16 protein-coding genes are annotated in these 15,784 nt (G+C 61.0%); 5 read left to right on the top strand and 11 right to left on the bottom strand.

The window, feature by feature from the left end:
• Positions 1-36 precede the first annotated feature (36 nt).
• Positions 37-297, top strand: a complete 261-nt coding sequence (gene hemP / locus M0D67_RS38735) for a hemin uptake protein HemP (RefSeq protein WP_154565523.1) — start codon at positions 37-39, stop codon at positions 295-297.
• 285 nt (positions 298-582) lie between these two features.
• On the opposite strand, the gene M0D67_RS38730 is transcribed toward hemP, so the two are convergent.
• The 5 genes from M0D67_RS38730 to uvrB form a co-directional block, all read right to left on the bottom strand.
• Complete coding sequence (locus tag M0D67_RS38730) at positions 583-1,989, bottom strand: 4Fe-4S binding protein (RefSeq protein ID WP_154565522.1); 1,407 nt, start codon at positions 1,987-1,989, stop codon at positions 583-585.
• Positions 1,986-2,831, bottom strand: coding sequence for an FTR1 family protein (locus M0D67_RS38725; protein WP_154565521.1), 846 nt, complete (start codon positions 2,829-2,831; stop codon positions 1,986-1,988). Before M0D67_RS38725 ends, M0D67_RS38730 begins: the two co-directional genes overlap by 4 nt.
• Before the next feature lie 88 nt (positions 2,832-2,919).
• Positions 2,920-3,252, bottom strand: coding sequence for a cupredoxin domain-containing protein (locus M0D67_RS38720; RefSeq protein ID WP_154565520.1), 333 nt, complete (start codon positions 3,250-3,252; stop codon positions 2,920-2,922).
• Positions 3,253-3,373: 121 nt separating this feature from the next.
• Positions 3,374-3,922 carry an iron transporter gene (locus M0D67_RS38715; RefSeq protein WP_154565519.1) on the bottom strand — a complete coding sequence of 183 codons (549 nt, stop codon included), beginning with the start codon at positions 3,920-3,922 and terminating at the stop codon, positions 3,374-3,376.
• Positions 3,923-4,263: 341 nt separating this feature from the next.
• Positions 4,264-6,357, bottom strand: coding sequence for an excinuclease ABC subunit UvrB (uvrB, locus tag M0D67_RS38710; RefSeq protein WP_266242633.1), 2,094 nt, complete (start codon positions 6,355-6,357; stop codon positions 4,264-4,266).
• 396 nt (positions 6,358-6,753) lie between these two features.
• On the opposite strand from uvrB, the gene M0D67_RS38705 reads away from it, so the two are divergent.
• Positions 6,754-7,953, top strand: a complete 1,200-nt coding sequence (locus M0D67_RS38705) for an amino acid aminotransferase (protein ID WP_154567268.1) — start codon at positions 6,754-6,756, stop codon at positions 7,951-7,953.
• Positions 7,954-8,148: 195 nt separating this feature from the next.
• Here the strand turns inward: M0D67_RS38705 and M0D67_RS38700 are convergent, their stop codons facing one another.
• A complete protein-coding gene (locus tag M0D67_RS38700) occupies positions 8,149-9,387 on the bottom strand; it encodes a patatin-like phospholipase family protein (RefSeq protein WP_154567269.1) in 1,239 nt (412 codons plus the stop codon).
• A 10-nt stretch (positions 9,388-9,397) separates the two neighbouring features.
• Entirely contained in the window at positions 9,398-10,195 is a 798-nt protein-coding gene (locus M0D67_RS38695) for a 3-hydroxybutyrate dehydrogenase (protein WP_154567270.1), read from the bottom strand.
• Positions 10,196-10,417: 222 nt separating this feature from the next.
• Between M0D67_RS38695 and M0D67_RS38690 the strand changes: the two genes are divergently transcribed.
• A complete protein-coding gene (locus M0D67_RS38690; RefSeq protein WP_266242629.1) occupies positions 10,418-11,389 on the top strand; it encodes an aldo/keto reductase in 972 nt (323 codons plus the stop codon).
• Between the two features lie 220 nt (positions 11,390-11,609).
• Positions 11,610-12,455, top strand: coding sequence for a 23S rRNA (adenine(2030)-N(6))-methyltransferase RlmJ (locus M0D67_RS38685; RefSeq protein WP_054042170.1), 846 nt, complete (start codon positions 11,610-11,612; stop codon positions 12,453-12,455).
• 82 nt (positions 12,456-12,537) lie between these two features.
• On the opposite strand, the gene M0D67_RS38680 is transcribed toward M0D67_RS38685, so the two are convergent.
• The 4 genes from M0D67_RS38680 to cueR all read right to left on the bottom strand — a co-directional run bounded on the left by M0D67_RS38680 (position 12,538) and on the right by cueR (position 15,308).
• Positions 12,538-13,587 (bottom strand): ABC transporter substrate-binding protein, encoded by a 1,050-nt coding sequence (locus M0D67_RS38680; RefSeq protein ID WP_154567272.1) that lies wholly within the window; start codon positions 13,585-13,587, stop codon positions 12,538-12,540.
• A gap of 274 nt (positions 13,588-13,861) precedes the next feature.
• The gene (locus M0D67_RS38675) at positions 13,862-14,215 is read right to left on the bottom strand and encodes a hypothetical protein (protein WP_154567273.1); all 354 of its coding nucleotides are present in this window, start codon (positions 14,213-14,215) and stop codon (positions 13,862-13,864) included.
• A gap of 229 nt (positions 14,216-14,444) precedes the next feature.
• On the bottom strand, positions 14,445-14,591 hold the full coding sequence (locus tag M0D67_RS38670; RefSeq protein WP_074284875.1) for a DUF3563 family protein: 147 nt from the start codon (positions 14,589-14,591) through the stop codon (positions 14,445-14,447).
• Positions 14,592-14,885: 294 nt separating this feature from the next.
• Complete coding sequence (cueR, locus tag M0D67_RS38665) at positions 14,886-15,308, bottom strand: Cu(I)-responsive transcriptional regulator (protein WP_154567274.1); 423 nt, start codon at positions 15,306-15,308, stop codon at positions 14,886-14,888.
• A gap of 123 nt (positions 15,309-15,431) precedes the next feature.
• Here cueR and M0D67_RS38660 point away from each other — a divergent pair, with 123 nt between their 5' ends.
• Positions 15,432-15,650, top strand: a complete 219-nt coding sequence (locus M0D67_RS38660; RefSeq protein WP_154567275.1) for a heavy-metal-associated domain-containing protein — start codon at positions 15,432-15,434, stop codon at positions 15,648-15,650.
• The last annotated feature ends 134 nt before the right edge of the window (positions 15,651-15,784 follow it).

The raw sequence follows: 15,784 nt of genomic DNA, 5'->3' as shown, positions 1-15,784 counted from the left end.
GAATTAATCCATCGAATCGACCAACAGCAAAAACGAATGACCGATCTCAACCGCTCTTCCACACTCAGCCTGCGCCGCCCGGCGGCCGCGCTGACCAGCCGTCCGAAAGCATCGACGGCGACGGCAACCGCCGCGAAGCCGGCAGCGGATCACGCCAACGAGACGAGCGAGAAGTCGGATCGGGTCGTGCGCAGCGACGCGCTGCTGCAAGGACATAGCCACGTCAGCATCCTGCATAACGGCGAGACCTACCAACTGCGTGCAACGCGGTTAGGCAAGCTGATCCTGACGAAGTAACAGGCAACACCGAACCGGGTATTGTGGGGACCACCTCCTCGAGAGGTGTTAGGCATTAGCCAGCCACGACGGCTTGCACGTGAGAACTAGACCCCTTCGTGCAGACACCAAGCCAGTCGTCGCAGCCAGCCAGGCCGCTTTTTTGGTTCTCACCCAATGCGGATACACGACACGACGTGTGTCGCACATGCAGAAAATGAAAAAGCCGTGGGATGCTGTCATCTCCACGGCTTTTGTTTTGCACGGCGCCGATCGGCTCCCGGCAGCGCGTTGAAGCGTTAAGACTTACTTCGAAGCCCAGCCCCAGAACATGAGCCACCATGCGCTATCGACCACCGCCAGCGCCGCTGCGAACCATACCATCGCGAGGCCGCGTTGACCGAAGCGCTCGCTATAGCGACGTGTGACGAGCCAGGCGAGCCACGCGCTCCACAGGTTGGCAATCGCCAGTATCGCGATACGCATATCCGACGCCCACCACAACGACAGGTGCTCCGCGCGCAGCAGCGACAGCGTAGTCGCCGACAAGCCGAGGAACACACCTGCGCCGGCAATCGGAATCAGGCCTTGCGTCAAATGATGCAGACGCACGAAGCTGAAGCGCCCCAGCATGCGCGACGCGCCCATCAACAGCACCAGCAGCACCGTGCCGTACACCAGCGCCGTGGCGAGGATGTAGCCGATCACCATCGTGCCGTCGAGCCACGAGAACACGTCGTTCTGCTCGGGGTAATGCGTGAACAGGAACCACGGCGCGTTGGTGTCGAGCGGCCACGAGATGTCATGATCGACCAGCCAGGTGGCGAAGAACATCTTCAGGTCGACGAACCAGCGCGAAGCGGTCCAGTGGAATGCGCCGATCGCGATGCCGAGCAGGCCGTACAGGATCAATGCGGTGTCCCACGGGTTCGCCTGTTTGTCGCCGAGCTGCACGACTTCCGACGACGGCGCACGCCACGTCAGCGCGATCGCGTCGCGATGTCCGCTGCAACGGCCGCACATATGACAGTCCGACGCGCCCTTCATATTGCGCAGCGGCACCAGCGGCGCGCAGTTGATTGGAATCACGCGATGCCCATGTTCGCCGTTCTTGTACGAACGGCGCCACGCGTCTTCATCGACTTTGTAATGGAACGGCGCGAGACGCGCCAGTAGCGAAAAAACCCCATTGACGGGGCACAGGTACTTGCACCAGACGCGCTTCTCGCGTCCGTACAGCAGGCCGATGATCATCGCCGCGAAGGTCGAGCCGCCGAGCACCAGCAGCACCGCTTTCGGATACTGGTAGACGCTGACCATCTGCCCATAGATGGTGGTGATGCCGAACGCGACGAACGGCCAGCCGCCCCAGCGCATCCAGCGCGGAATCGCCCAACCGCGGCCATATTTGCTGGCAAATTCGGCGAGCGCGCCTTCCGGACACAGCACGCCGCACCAGACACGACCGAGCATCACCATCGACAGCAGCACGAACGGCCACCAGATGCCCCAGAACACGAACTGCGCGGCAAGCGTCAGGTTGGTCCACAGATGCGCGGTGTCGTCCGGCAGCGGCATCACCGCCGGCACGAGAATCAGGAACGCGTACACCGCCACCACAACCCACTGAATGCCGCGGATCAAACCGCCGTGACGCTGCATCCACTGCCCGGCCGCGGCAAGGCGGCCCGGGCGGGTCATAACGGTACTCATGCCGCGCGCCCCGCGGCCTGCTGCGCCGGTTTGCGATTCGCGCGGCGCACCAACAGATAGACAACCAACCAGTACACGGCATAGGCGACCAGATTCATCAGCGCAGGGTGGGCGCGATAACCGGTAAGCGTCGCGACCAGCGAACCGAAGGTACTCGAGTCGTCGAGGATGGCCGACGAGTTCCACATCTGGTCGATGATCGTCGGCAGAAATTCCTTGTCGATCAGCTTGTCGACACCGGTCTGGAACAGACCCGCGCCGAGGAACAGCAGCATGATTTCAGTGACACGGAAGAAGAGCCGCCACGAGAAATACTTGCCGCCCAACTGCAGCACGTAGAAGGTCAGCAATGCGAGACCGAGGCCGATGATCACAGCGAGCATCTGGCTACCATCCACGTGACCCGATTGGCCAAAGCCGAGACCGTACAGGAAGATCACTGTTTCACTGCCTTCGCGCGCGATTGCCAAGGCGACCAGCAAGGCGACACCCCACCAGTTCGAATCGCGCTTGCTCTTTTGCAGCGACTGTTCCATGTCGCGCTTGAGGGACCGGCCGTGCTGCTTCATCCACAGCACCATCTGCACGATCAGCACACACGCAACCAGCACCATTGCGGTCTGGAAATAGTCCTGCGCGTCACCGGAGAGCACTTCGGTGAAACCAACCAGCGCCGCGCCGAGCGCGACCGCCGCGACCACACCGGCCGCGACGCCGCCCCACAGGTACGGCAAACCGCGGCGCGCATCGTCGTCGCCATTTTTCAACCACGCGTACAGGATGCCGACGACCAGCAAGGCCTCAACGCTTTCCCGCCACACGATGAACAAAATCTGACCCATCCAAGCTCTCCCTTCTACCCTGCTACTGCTTTGGCGAACGCGTAACCCGGTTGCTCAAGGCATGCGCTCGCACCCCAAGCCATGACTATTACTTCGCGACGATCACGCCCTGCGCCTGCTGATGGAAATCGTCGAAGAACTTGTACTCGCCCGGCGAGAGCGGAGCGATGACGACGAACGAATCCCCGCCCGGCGCCAGCACTTTCTCTTTACGCAACTGCACGCTTTCGAATTCGGCCGCGCCCTTGCCGGTGTTGCGTATCGCGATCTTGATGCGCTGCCCTGCCGGCACTTCGATGCGCGCCGGATTGAGCTTGCCGTCGTTCATTTCCAGGTTGAAGGTCGGCAGATCCGCTGCGTGCGCGGCCCCCACCGTCAAAGCGGTCATGGCGAGGATCGCGATTTTTCGGTTAATTCTCATTAGCCTTTCCGGAAAACGCGGCGCCGAGGTTCATGCCTGGCGCCGTCTGCTGCATTCATTCATGCGGTTCGCTCCGCGTTTGGCGCGGCAAACCGTGATGATTCGCGTTGATCCGCGTTGATCAGTACCCGCCCTTCTTGCCGATGCCCGCGTACGTGAAGTCGTATTCGAGCGTGATCGGCTTGAACCACGGACCCACGCCGGTTTCCTTGTCGACGTGACGGCCGAAAGCCATGTGGCCGGTTTGCATCGGCGCGTCGACCACGAGCTTCAGGTGGTATTTGCCGGGGCCCTGCAGCTTGACGTTGTCGCCGTAATGCGGACCGTCGTTGGCGACCATCGCCATCATGTCGCCCTTCTGAGTCTGATTCGAACCGGCTTTGGTCAATTCATAGCGAACTTGCAGATACGGCATCCAGTCGCCTTCGGCGAAACCGGTCGGATTGTTCTTGACTGCGTGGATGTCGGCTTCCAGGTGGACGTCCGAATCCGACGCCTTGCGCATCATGCCTTCGGGTTCCATCGTGATCGGCTGCAGATAGACCGCACCGATTTCCATGCCGCCCTGAATCTGGTGCTTGCCGATCGGGTATTCCGCTGCCGTTGCGGAGAGCGCCGCTACCGCGGCCACCGCTGCTGCGCCACCACGCACAAATGAAGAAATCCGCATTGAAACTCCTTGTTTTTATCAGACTGGAATCGAACTCATTGGAACAGTGCGGTGCGCATGCTTTTTAAGCCGCGGTCCCCACGTCCACTGACAGGGGCGACAGACCGCAGACAATCGCATTACGAACGTTAATGCGAACCATTCTCAATATTGGTCGAGTTTATCATTGATCGGCAGGGAGAACAAACGAGGAGACACCCAAAGCCTTATCGGAGCAGGGTCTTAAGGCGGTGTTAAGGGAAGCGCAGGGACGGTGTTGGCGGGGTGCAATGCGCTGGAAAGGCAAGGCGCGGCACATTGCCGCGCCTTTCTTCGCGCCTTCCTTGATAAGCAGGAAGAATTTATTCGACGCCGGGCACGTGGTCGCCGACGTTCGCGCCAAATACGCGCTGCCGCAGCAGCGCCAATTGGTCGCGGGTCTGTGCGGCCTTTTCGAACTCGAGATTCTTGGCGTGCTCCATCATCTGCTTTTCGAGGCGCTTGAGTTCCTTGGCGAGCTGCTTCTCGGACATGTCCTCGAATTTCGCCCGAGTCTGCTGTTCCTTCAGCTCGGCGCGAGCGTCGTCGACGTTGTACACCCCGTCGATGATGTCACGAATCCGTTTGACCACGCCGCGCGGCGTAATGCCGTGCTCCAGGTTGTAGGCGATCTGCTTGGCGCGCCGCCGCTCGGTTTCGTCGATGGCGCGGCGCATCGAATCGGTCACCCGGTCCGCGTAGAGAATCGCTTTACCGTTCACGTTACGCGCCGCCCGGCCGATGGTCTGGATCAGCGAGCGCTCGGCGCGCAGGAAACCTTCCTTGTCCGCGTCGAGAATCGCAACCAGCGAAACTTCCGGAATATCCAGCCCCTCGCGCAGCAGGTTGATCCCGACCAGCACGTCGAACGTGCCCAGCCGCAGATCGCGGATGATTTCGACCCGCTCCACCGTATCGATGTCGCTGTGCAGGTAGCGCACCTTGACGCCGTGGTCGGCCAGAAATTCGGTCAACTGCTCGGCCATCCGCTTGGTCAGCACCGTGACCAGCACACGGTCGCCCACTTTGACACGCTCGTTGATTTCGGCCAGCACATCGTCGACCTGGGTACGCGCCGGACGCACCTCGATTTCCGGATCGACGAGGCCAGTCGGACGCACCAGCTGCTCGGCCACTTGCCCCGCCGTTTTCTTTTCGTAATCGGCCGGCGTGGCCGACACGAACACGACCTGGCGCATCTTGCGCTCGAACTCGTTGAACTTGAGCGGGCGATTGTCGAGCGCCGACGGCAAGCGAAAACCGTAGTCGACCAGATTCTCTTTACGCGCCCGGTCGCCGTTATACATGCCGTTCAACTGGCCGATCAGCACATGCGACTCGTCGAGCAGCATCAGCGCGTCGGGCGGCAAATAGTCAACCAGCGTCGGCGGCGGCTCGCCGGGTGCTGGGCCCGAGAAGTGCCGCGAGTAGTTCTCGATGCCCTTGCAGAAGCCCAACTCCTGCAGCATTTCCAGATCGAAGCGGGTGCGCTGCTCGAGCCGCTGCGCTTCGACGAGCTTTCCGTTGCTATAGAAGAACTCGAGCCGGTCGCGCAGTTCGGTCTTGATCGTTTCGACCGCGCGCACCACGGTATCGCGCGGCGTCACATAGTGCGACGACGGGTACACGGTGAAGCGGGAAATCTTCTGCCGCACGCGGCCGGTGAGCGGATCGAACAGTTGCAGCGTCTCAACCTCGTCGTCGAATAACTCGATGCGCACCGCCATTTCGGCGTGCTCGGCCGGGAAAATATCGATCGTGTCGCCGCGCACGCGGAACGAACCGCGCTGGAAGTCGGCTTCATTGCGGTTGTACTGCATCGCGATCAGCCGGGCGATGATGTCGCGCTGGCCGAGCTTGTCGCCGGTGCGTAGCGTCAGAATCATCTTGTGATATTCCGACGGGTTGCCGATACCGTAAATCGCCGACACCGTGCCGACGATGATCACGTCGCGCCGCTCCATCAGGCTCTTGGTGGCCGACAGCCGCATCTGCTCGATGTGCTCGTTGATCGACGAATCTTTCTCGATGAACAGGTCGCGCTGCGGCACATACGCTTCCGGCTGGTAGTAGTCGTAGTACGAGACGAAGTACTCGACCGCATTGCGCGGAAAGAACTCGCGAAACTCCGAATAGAGCTGCGCGGCGAGTGTCTTGTTCGGCGCGAACACGATCGCCGGCCGGCCGAGCCGCGCGATGGTGTTGGCCATCGTGAAGGTTTTGCCGGAGCCGGTCACGCCGAGCAGCGTCTGGAACGACAACCCGTCCTCGATGCCTTCGACGAGCGTGTCGATCGCCGTGGGCTGGTCGCCCGCGGGCGGATACGGCTGGTAAAGCTGGAACGGCGAGCCTTCGAACGCGACGAATTTGGATTCGTCAAGCGTCTCGTCGACTTCAGTCAGATGTTGTTCGGACATGGGGGCGGCACCGGGCCTTGGGCAAAGAACTATTCTAACGGGTTGCGGGAACCCGGGCTGAGCGGGTCGGCGTAGGGATTGCGGGGGTGGAGGGAGGCACGCCAGGCGGTCGATGCAGAGGCGATTTCCCGTCGGCTCTAGGCCGCTGTTCGGCCTTCGGCGGCTTCGTCCTACGCAAATCCGCTACGACGACATGACACCGGAGTGCCTGTTTTTCAAGCAAATAATTCGCTCCAGCAGGCTTTGTCGCCCGAAAAACGCCCGTGAATTCGCTACAATGGCAAGTTGCGCTCGCTCGCCGATGCCCGCCCGCCGTCTGAATTGTCCGTCAGACACCGTTGGCCGGGCCGCCCGCGCTTGAAGCCGCCCTCTTTTCACAACTGCTGCCCATCCATCATGTCTCTGTTCTCCGCCGTCGAACTTGCTCCCCGCGACCCGATTCTGGGCCTGAACGAAGCCTTCAACGCCGATGCGCGCGCCACCAAGGTCAACCTTGGCGTTGGTGTGTACTTCAATGAAGAAGGCAAGATTCCGCTGCTGCGCGCCGTGCGCGACGCGGAAAAGGCACGCGTCGAAGCCGCGCTGCCGCGTGGCTATCTGCCGATCGAAGGCATCGCTGCCTACGACGCTGCCGTGCAGAAACTGCTGCTCGGCAACGACTCGCCACTGATCGCCGCGGGCCGCGTCGTGACGGCGCAAGCACTGGGCGGCACGGGCGCGCTGAAAATCGGCGCTGATTTCCTGAAGCGTGTGAACCCGAACGCCAAGGTCGCGATCAGCGATCCGAGCTGGGAAAACCACCGCGCGCTGTTCGAAAGCGCCGGCTTCGAAGTCGTGAACTATCCGTACTACGACGCGCACACGCACGGCGTGAACTTCGAAGGCATGCTGAGCGCGCTGAACAGCTATGCAGCGGGCACGGTTGTCGTGCTGCACGCGTGCTGCCACAACCCGACCGGCGTCGACCTGACTGTCGACCAGTGGAAGCAGATCGTCGAAGTCGTCAAGGCGCGCGATCTGGTGCCGTTCCTCGACATCGCTTATCAGGGTTTCGGCGACAACATCGAATCCGACGCTGCAGCGGTCCGTCTGTTCGCGGCATCGGAACTGAACGTGTTCGTGTCGTCGTCGTTCTCGAAGTCGTTCTCGCTGTACGGCGAGCGTATCGGCGCCCTGTCGATCATCACGGCAAGCAAGGAAGAATCGGCTCGCGTGCTGTCGCAACTGAAGCGCGTAATCCGCACGAACTACTCGAACCCGCCGACGCACGGCGGCTCGGTGGTTGCTGCGGTACTCGCATCGGCTGAACTGCGCGCCATGTGGGAAAGCGAACTCGCCGAAATGCGTGACCGTATCCGCGCAATGCGCAACGGTCTGGTCGAACGTCTGAAGGCCAGTGGCGTGGATCGCGATTTCAGCTTCGTGAACGCACAACGCGGCATGTTCTCGTATTCGGGTCTGACGGCGCCGCAAGTGGACCGTCTGCGCGAAGAATTCGGCATCTACGCTGTGAGCACGGGCCGCATCTGCGTGGCTGCGCTGAATACGCGCAACCTCGACGTGGTGGCTAACGCGGTCGCTCACGTGCTGAAGTAAGGCGTTTTGGAGCGCGAGCGTTTGTTGCCCGCGCTTTGCTTGGCTGTTGCTGCTCGAACTTGAATTGCTTGAGCTGCTTGTAGAAACGGCGCCCTTTCGGGCGCCGTTTTTTATTGATGGACTGTTGCTGGACGTGTGAGTGTCACCTGCCGATTGCGTCCCGCTACCGGCACTACTTTGGCACCTACGGCCGTTTCAGCGGGAATCCCGATGGATATCGTGCGTGACAAACCCTGCGTCGTTATCAGGCATGTCGAGCCAATCGGGTTGCGCGAGCGACTGCCGGATATCGTCCAGACCGCTTTTCCAATGCTCACGCATTGTAGAGAGGCCGAACTGGAAGTCCTTGAAGTGCCCTTCGTATTCCTTCTCCCGATAGATGAGGTGGATCACGTTGTAGCGCTTCGAACACGATAGATCATCCGCCAGCTTGCACCACGGATCGTCGCGCTGGTCGGACGGCACGCGATCGAGCACCTCGCGCAGCACATGCCGGAAACGCTGCGAACGTTGCAGCATATCGGTCACGAGACGTGTGCGGCTCGAGTACTGGATGTCTTTCATGCGGCCTTGAACATCAGTGATGTTGTCCGGCACCGGCCCGACTGCGCTCCACAGATCGACCTGGAACGCGAGCGTATCGCGACGCGGCGTGGTCTGAATCACCTCGTAGAGCGGCGTGTTCGACATCAAACCGCCGTCCCAGTAGAACTGGCCGTCGATTTCGACCGCCGCGAAACCCGGCGGCAACGCGCCTGACGCCATGAAATGCTCAGGCCTCAGTTTCGTATGCGTGTTATCGAAGTAGGCGAAGTTACCCGTACCGCAATTCACCGCACCCACCGACACACGCGTCTCACCGGAATTAATGCGGTCGAAGTCGCAGAGCGCTTCAAGCGTGGCCTTGAGCGGCGTGGTGTCGTAGTAGCTCGCCGTTTGCGGCGGGCCGGAGACGGTGGGCAACGGTGGCGGGAAACGCGGCACGAAAAAGCCCTTTTGCCCTTCCATGATCGCGCCCATCGCCTGAGTCGCCGTGAAGGCCTTGCGAACGGCTTCACTGGAATTGAACAACGCGTGCTCGATAAAGGCCGGCAACGGCGGCCCGAATGCCGGCTGGCAGATCGTCTCCCAGAATTGCAGCAGCCGCTCGACGCGTTTCTCCGGCGGATTGCCGGCAATGATGGCCGTATTCAGCGCGCCGATCGAAATGCCGGCGAGCCAGTTCGGCTCGATGCCGGCTTCGTAAAGTCCCTGAAAGACGCCGGCCTGATAGGCGCCGAGTGCGCCACCGCCCTGCAGCATCAACGCGACGGTTTCGTAGTTCGGCAATTGGAGATTCTTGCCGGGATGCACGGCGGGCGCCGGACCGGCGCCCTCGCCTTCCCCGCCGCCGGGCGCGCCAACGCGCGCCCGCTTGAGATTGCGTTGCGCCATGGGCGCCTCCTTATTGCATATACCAGCCATGGCTCACAATAAAGGACTGGCCGGTCAGCGCCGCAGTCGGGAAAGTTGACAGGAACAGCACTGTCTGCGCGACGTCTTCCACCGTGGTGAAGATGCCGTCGACCGTGCCGCCCAGCATCACGCGCTTGATCACGTCTTCTTCGCTGATGCCGAGCTCCTTGGCCTGCTCGGGAATCTGCTTGTCGACCAGCGGCGTACGCACGAAACCCGGACACACCACATGCGAGCGCACATTGTGTTTCGCGCCTTCCTTGGCCAGTACGCGTGAGAGCCCCAGCAGCGCATGCTTGGCCGTCACATAGGCGGACTTCAGCGGCGACGCTTCGTGCGAATGGACCGAACCCATGTAGATCACGATGCCGCCGCGATCGTCTTTGTACATGTGCTTGAGCGCGGCCTTGGTGGTGAGGAAGGCGCCGTCCACATGGATGGCCTGCATCTTCTTCCAGTCGGAAAACGAATAGTTTTCGATCGGATTGACGATCTGGATGCCGGCGTTGGAAATCAGAATATCGATCGAGCCGAGTTCCGCCGCGACTTTATCTATGCCCTGGTTGACGGCGTCTTCGTTCGTGACGTCCATTGCCACGCCGATTGCCTTGCCGCCGCCCTGTTTGATTTCTTCAGCGACGGCATTGGCGCCGTCCTGGTTCAGGTCGGCGATCGCGACCGCCGCGCCCGCGGCGGAAAGCGTGAGCGCAATCTGCTTGCCGATGCCGCTCGCGGCGCCCGTAACCACCGCAACCTTGCCATTCAGATTCGTGTTCAGTGACGACATCCAGAACCTCCATGCAGTTGATGAGCAATGAGACCACGGACCGCAGGCGGCGTGAAGCCAGCCAAACGGCATAGACCGTTCAGCCGAATGCTGCACTGCGGCCAACGCTGCTATTGTGCATGAACCGTGTGAACTGCATCCGTAAACTGCACATCGAGCCTTATCTCTTTAAACTGGACGTTTCAGCGGGATTCCGGCGGCATCACTACCAAGGAGGAATGCATGAATTATCGACGTCTGGGCCGTTCGGGCCTGCAAGTCAGCGAACTGTCCATCGGCTCATGGGTCACCTACGGCAATCAGGTAGATCATCGTGCAGCGCGCGAGTCGCTCGCAGCCGCGCGCGATGCGGGAGTCAACTTCTTCGACAATGCCGAGGTGTACGCCGCCGGCCAATCCGAAGAAATCATGGGCCAGGCGCTCAAGGAATTGGCATGGCCGCGTGTGAGCTATGTGGTATCGACGAAATTTTTCTGGGGTCTCAACGAAGCGCCGAACCAGTACCACACGCTGAACCGCAAATATCTGCTGAACGCCATCGACACATCGCTCAAACGCCTGCAACTCGATTATGTCGATCTGGTGTTCTGTCATCGTCCTGACCCGAACACGCCGGTCGAAGAAACCGTCTGGGCCATGAGCGACATGATCACGCGCGGCAAGGCCCTGTACTGGGGCACATCCGAATGGAGCGCCGACGAAATCCGCGCCGCTTACGAGATTGCTGAACGCCATCATCTGCACAAACCGGTCATGGAGCAGCCGCAGTACAACCTGTTCCACCGCAAGCGCGTCGAGCAGGAATACAAGCGGCTTTACGAGGATATCGGCCTTGGGCTGACCACCTGGAGCCCGCTCGCGTCCGGCCTGCTCACCGGCAAGTACCGCGACGGCGTACCTGCCGATAGCCGTGCGCAACTGCAAGGCTACGACTGGCTGCGCAAGCAGGTCACCGATGCCGGCAAAAACAACGTGGTCGGCAAGCTGGGCGAAGTGGCCGACGAGCTGGGCTGCACGATCGGCCAGTTGGCGATTGCATGGATTCTGAAGAATCCGAATGTGAGCACCGTGATCACCGGCGCGTCGCGCGTCGAACAGATCAGCGAGAACATGAAATCCGCCGAGGTGGCGGAACGGATCACGCCGGAGATCAAAGAGCGGATCGAGGCGATCATCGGCGACGCCTACGACTGATCGACCGCGCCGGACCGGTCCAGCCCCGATTGGACCGGTCCGGTCCGCGGAGCATGGCCCGCGCACCATCGGGGCTATGTCGCGCGCAACGCACTGCGGGGTGCAACGCGGCGTCGCGTACAATACGCGACCGCGCCGCACTTCAGTTGTGCTGCCGCATTGCACTCGCATCGCCGAATCCGCCGTGGACCGGCACGCCCTCTTTCAGTGTTTCCTCATCATGCTCAGCTACCGCCACGCCTTTCATGCAGGCAATCACGCCGACGTTCTGAAACACGCCGTCGTGTTGCAGCTACTGCGCTACCTCGGCCAGAAGGACAAAGCCTACTGGTATATCGACACGCACGCGGGCGCCGGCGTCTATTCGCTGAAGGAAGGCTACGCGACGAAAACCGGTGAGTTCCAGACCGGTATCGCCAAACTATGGGAGCGTAACGATCTGCCGTCGGTCTTCGCAGAGTACGTTGACGAAGTGAGCGCGCTGAATCCGGACGGCCAGTTGCGCTTCTACCCAGGCTCGCCGTACATCGCGTGGCGGCAGATGCGCGAGCAGGACCGCATGCGCCTGTTCGAACTGCACACCACTGAAATCGACGTGCTGCGCCACAACTTCCGCGACGCGGGCCGTCGCGCAATGCTTTATGCGGGCGACGGCTTCGACGGCATCCTCGCGTTGCTGCCGCCGGCGCCGCGCCGCGCGCTGGTGCTGCTCGATCCGTCATACGAAGACAAGCGCGACTACACGCGCACGCTGCGCTGCGTCGAAGAAAGCCTGAAGCGCTTTCCGACCGGCACCTACGCGGTCTGGTATCCGCAGGTAAGACGCCTTGAATCGCAGCGCTTCCCCGATCAGTTGAAGAAGCTGCAGGAGCGCAACTGGCTGCATGTGAGCCTGACCGTCAGCAATCCGCCGACCGACGGCTTCGGGTTGTTCGGCAGTGGCATGTTCATCCTGAATCCGCCGTATACGCTGGCAAAAACGCTGAAAGACCAGATGCCCTGGCTGGTCGAGGCGCTCGGCGAGGACAAGGCCGCGCAGTTCAAGGTCGAATATCGCGGGGATTGAGCACGCCCCGGGCCGCACGTGGGCGCCTTAGCCAGCGGTATGACACGTGCGCGACCGGGTAAATCACCCACCACCAAACTCCTTACTTGAGTTGCGCCGCTGCCTTGCGGGCGAAGTCGTTGGTATAGGTTGCGTTCAGATCGATCTTTTTCGGATCGAGGCGGTTATCGAACGACGACAAGGCGCGTAATGAAGTCGCCGGACCATCCGCGGGCATCAAGCCGTCCGGCGAATACGCGTCGCGCACGTTGTGGAATGCCTCCACATAGAGTGCCGAATCGTTGAGCAAATAGGCCGGCGGCACCATCTTCAGCAAGTCGGCATCGCTCGCGGTCTGCAACCAGTGGTCCGCGCGCACGATCGCATTGGCGAGCGCCTGTGTCGTCTTCGGATACTTCTGAATGAAAGTCTCCGATGCGTAGAGCGTCGCCGCCGGCATCGGTCCGCCGAATACCTCCTGCGTGCCTTTCACGGTACGCGTATCGACCAGCACTTTGATCGCGCCGCTACGCTCCAGCTTGGTCATCATCGGATCCACGTTGGACAGCGCGTCGAGTTGACCGCCGCTCACCGCGGCCAGTACCGTGGCGCCGCTGCCCACGCCGATCGCCGAAATCTCGTTGCGCTGCACACCTGCCTTGCGCAAAGCCACGGTAAGTACCAGATCCGTCGACGAACCCGGCGCGCTCACGCCGACTTTGGCCCCCTTGAAGTCCGCCAATGTCTTGATCTGATCCGCCTTCGACTTCAACACCGCGACAACGATCTGCGGCGCGCGTCCCATCAGCACGAACGCGCGGTAGTGTTGCCCCTTTGCCTGCATGAACAGCGTGTGCTCGAATGCGCCGGCGCCCACGTCGGCACTGCCCCCCACGACCGCTTCCAACGCCTTCGACCCGCCTGCAAAATCTTCGAGCGTGACGTCCAGCCCTTCGTCCTTGAAGTAGCCCAACTGCTGTGCGGCGAGTACCGGCAAATAGTAAAGGCCCGGCAAGCCGCCAACAGCCATCGTCAACGTGGGTTTTTCCGGAGTGTCTTTGGCGAGCGCGGCACCTGGTAGCGCCGCGGGTACGCTCAGCGCGAGCAACGTGGCGCAAGTGCTGGCGGCACGCCGCATCCAGTGAGTAGGCATGTGATGTCTCCTTGTTCTGTTTTCATTCGATGCGATGGCGCTGCGCATGATGCATGGTCCACATCGTTGGCGAGAGAGCGCGCAACGATTGTCGTCGGACGGTGTCGCGCACGCCATGCATCGAAACCCGAATGGCGTATTTAGTGTCTCGCGCGTTAGCTGAAGACGCGCATGCACATGCGGCAGCACGACAGAGAACCCGCCGCTCGAAGCGTCAACGGATGGGTGGAAAAGAACTACCGGGAGATATCGCGCCGGAGACCCTTATTGCGGCTTATTGCGACCGGGGCACGGGACGAGTTTGCGGCTGCGGTTGTGGCGACGGCGTGCCGCCGCCGACAGGCACCGGGATGTAGGGCGCGACAACGAACGGTATCGACGAATTCGGCGCCAGCTCCGTGGGCGTTGCGATAGGCTGCGCCCCTACGATCGGCTGCCGCGAGAGCGGCGCGGTCTGCAGCACGGTGCCGCTCTGCCCGTCGCTGATGCCGCTCTGCGAGTCGAGTATCACGGGCTTGCGAGCGGTATTGCTCGACGCGGCGAATGTAGCCGATACGGCAAAAACCGTTGTCAGCGAGGCTGCGGCAGTCATGGCCAGGACGGATTTGAGCGAGTGGACAGGAAGCATGGGCGGACCGGTTGAGTTTGAGAATGCCGGATTGCGCAGAAAGCGCTTTACCTTACCGCGACGGCAACCGTCAGGCTAGTCGTTATTGGCCATGAGTCGCCTTGAAGCGCCACTTGCCGTGAAATTCTTGTGGTCCAGATGTGACAAAGCCCCGTCTATACGGGGCTCAACACTTTACTGCAATGGCTGCGCACGAGCGCTGCCGGGTCAAACTTGATGCAGTTGAAACTTACAGCGAATAGCCATTGGTTTCGAGCGAGCGGATGCGCTGTTCGAGCTGAACGATATCCGACGACGACGCCAGATAGGCTTCACGACGGCTGCGTTCTGCAGTTTCAAACCAGGTGCTCAGCTTTTCAAGTACGTATGCAAACATGATGTTCTCCAAGGATCAGATTGAATCCCCGGTGAGTTCTGCATCAGGGATTTCCCGTAAAAGGGTTAACCCTGATTATAGCCTTATGGTGCAACCTTGCTAGTGAAATGCCCGCATGACGTGCATTCCGTTTTGGAATGGTGCACGCTCGTGGTGCACTTAAGTCGTTGATTTATCTAAATTCAAGACGGCTTTTTTGCGACGATTGATACTGCCCCATATTAATTTGCACCATTCAGGTGCTTTTTGAGGCTCGGTTGCGATAACGCCCTCGACAGGTTGCACTTCGCGCTTTCAAATCGAGTGACAACCCTTCCCCGACACCAGATCGGTATCGGCGAGCCGCTCGATAATCGGGCAATCCGGGCGCTCGTCGCCGTGACAATGGTCCGCCAGATGCGCCAATGTGTCGCGCATGTCGGTCAGTTCGGCGATGCGGCGATCGAGCTCCGCAACGTGCTCCAACGCAATCGTCTTCACTTCGGCACTGGCGCGCGACCGGTCGTGCCACAGCGCCAGCAAGCGGCGGATGTCTTCGACCAGAAAACCAAGACGGCGCGCCTGCCGGATAAAACGCAGCGAATGGACCTCCTGCGGCCCGTATACGCGATAGCCGGCGCTCGTGCGCGCCTTCGCTGCCAGCAGGCCCACGCTTTCGTAGTAGCGAATCATCTTCGCCGTGACGCCCGACGCACGGGCCGCTTCACCGATGTTCATGACTGTTTCCCCAGGGTGTGCGTCGATCGTACACCTTCCCATAGTGGGAAGGTCAGCCACTCAATTGCGCATCGGCAGGCATAATTCAAGCATCGCAACATTCATTTTTTCAAGGCAATCCCGATGACGATCGAATTCCAGGTAGAAGGCATGAGCTGCCAGCATTGCGTGGCGGCGGTCACGAACGCAATCCGTGAACACGATGGCGCCGCTAAAGTCCAGGTCGATCTGGCATCCGGCCGCGTGGCGGTCGAATCGGCACAACCGGTTGACACGCTCAAAGCCGCAATCGACGAGGCCGGTTACACGGTGACCGGCGTGACCAGCGGCCCAGCCCGCTAAGCGAGCGACCGTCATGTTCAAAGTTGCGGTCATTGGTGCTTCCGGACTGCTTGGCCGGGCTCTCGTCGACGAACTGGCACAGCTGTGAACGGCTGTGAGAAGCCGACACTAAACGGCGGCGTCAATCAGAGATA

It is taken from the genome of Paraburkholderia sp. SECH4 (genome assembly GCF_030511745.1).
Taxonomy (GTDB): Bacteria; Pseudomonadota; Gammaproteobacteria; order Burkholderiales; family Burkholderiaceae; genus Paraburkholderia; species Paraburkholderia madseniana.
Note: the sequence above shows the minus strand (reverse complement) of the source record. Positions and strands in the feature narration are given on the sequence as shown.

What these genes read in the sequence shown, in the direction of transcription:
- hemP (WP_154565523.1), top strand. Translation starts at nt 37, where the DNA reads ATGACCGATCTCAACCGCTCTTCCACACTCAGCCTGCGCCGCCCGGCG.
- M0D67_RS38730 (WP_154565522.1), bottom strand. Translation starts at nt 1,989, where the DNA reads ATGAGTACCGTTATGACCCGCCCGGGCCGCCTTGCCGCGGCCGGGCAG.
- M0D67_RS38725 (WP_154565521.1), bottom strand. Translation starts at nt 2,831, where the DNA reads ATGGGTCAGATTTTGTTCATCGTGTGGCGGGAAAGCGTTGAGGCCTTG.
- M0D67_RS38720 (WP_154565520.1), bottom strand. Translation starts at nt 3,252, where the DNA reads ATGAGAATTAACCGAAAAATCGCGATCCTCGCCATGACCGCTTTGACG.
- M0D67_RS38715 (WP_154565519.1), bottom strand. Translation starts at nt 3,922, where the DNA reads ATGCGGATTTCTTCATTTGTGCGTGGTGGCGCAGCAGCGGTGGCCGCG.
- uvrB (WP_266242633.1), bottom strand. Translation starts at nt 6,357, where the DNA reads ATGTCCGAACAACATCTGACTGAAGTCGACGAGACGCTTGACGAATCC.
- M0D67_RS38705 (WP_154567268.1), top strand. Translation starts at nt 6,754, where the DNA reads ATGTCTCTGTTCTCCGCCGTCGAACTTGCTCCCCGCGACCCGATTCTG.
- M0D67_RS38700 (WP_154567269.1), bottom strand. Translation starts at nt 9,387, where the DNA reads ATGGCGCAACGCAATCTCAAGCGGGCGCGCGTTGGCGCGCCCGGCGGC.
- M0D67_RS38695 (WP_154567270.1), bottom strand. Translation starts at nt 10,195, where the DNA reads ATGTCGTCACTGAACACGAATCTGAATGGCAAGGTTGCGGTGGTTACG.
- M0D67_RS38690 (WP_266242629.1), top strand. Translation starts at nt 10,418, where the DNA reads ATGAATTATCGACGTCTGGGCCGTTCGGGCCTGCAAGTCAGCGAACTG.
- M0D67_RS38685 (WP_054042170.1), top strand. Translation starts at nt 11,610, where the DNA reads ATGCTCAGCTACCGCCACGCCTTTCATGCAGGCAATCACGCCGACGTT.
- M0D67_RS38680 (WP_154567272.1), bottom strand. Translation starts at nt 13,587, where the DNA reads ATGCCTACTCACTGGATGCGGCGTGCCGCCAGCACTTGCGCCACGTTG.
- M0D67_RS38675 (WP_154567273.1), bottom strand. Translation starts at nt 14,215, where the DNA reads ATGCTTCCTGTCCACTCGCTCAAATCCGTCCTGGCCATGACTGCCGCA.
- M0D67_RS38670 (WP_074284875.1), bottom strand. Translation starts at nt 14,591, where the DNA reads ATGTTTGCATACGTACTTGAAAAGCTGAGCACCTGGTTTGAAACTGCA.
- cueR (WP_154567274.1), bottom strand. Translation starts at nt 15,308, where the DNA reads ATGAACATCGGTGAAGCGGCCCGTGCGTCGGGCGTCACGGCGAAGATG.
- M0D67_RS38660 (WP_154567275.1), top strand. Translation starts at nt 15,432, where the DNA reads ATGACGATCGAATTCCAGGTAGAAGGCATGAGCTGCCAGCATTGCGTG.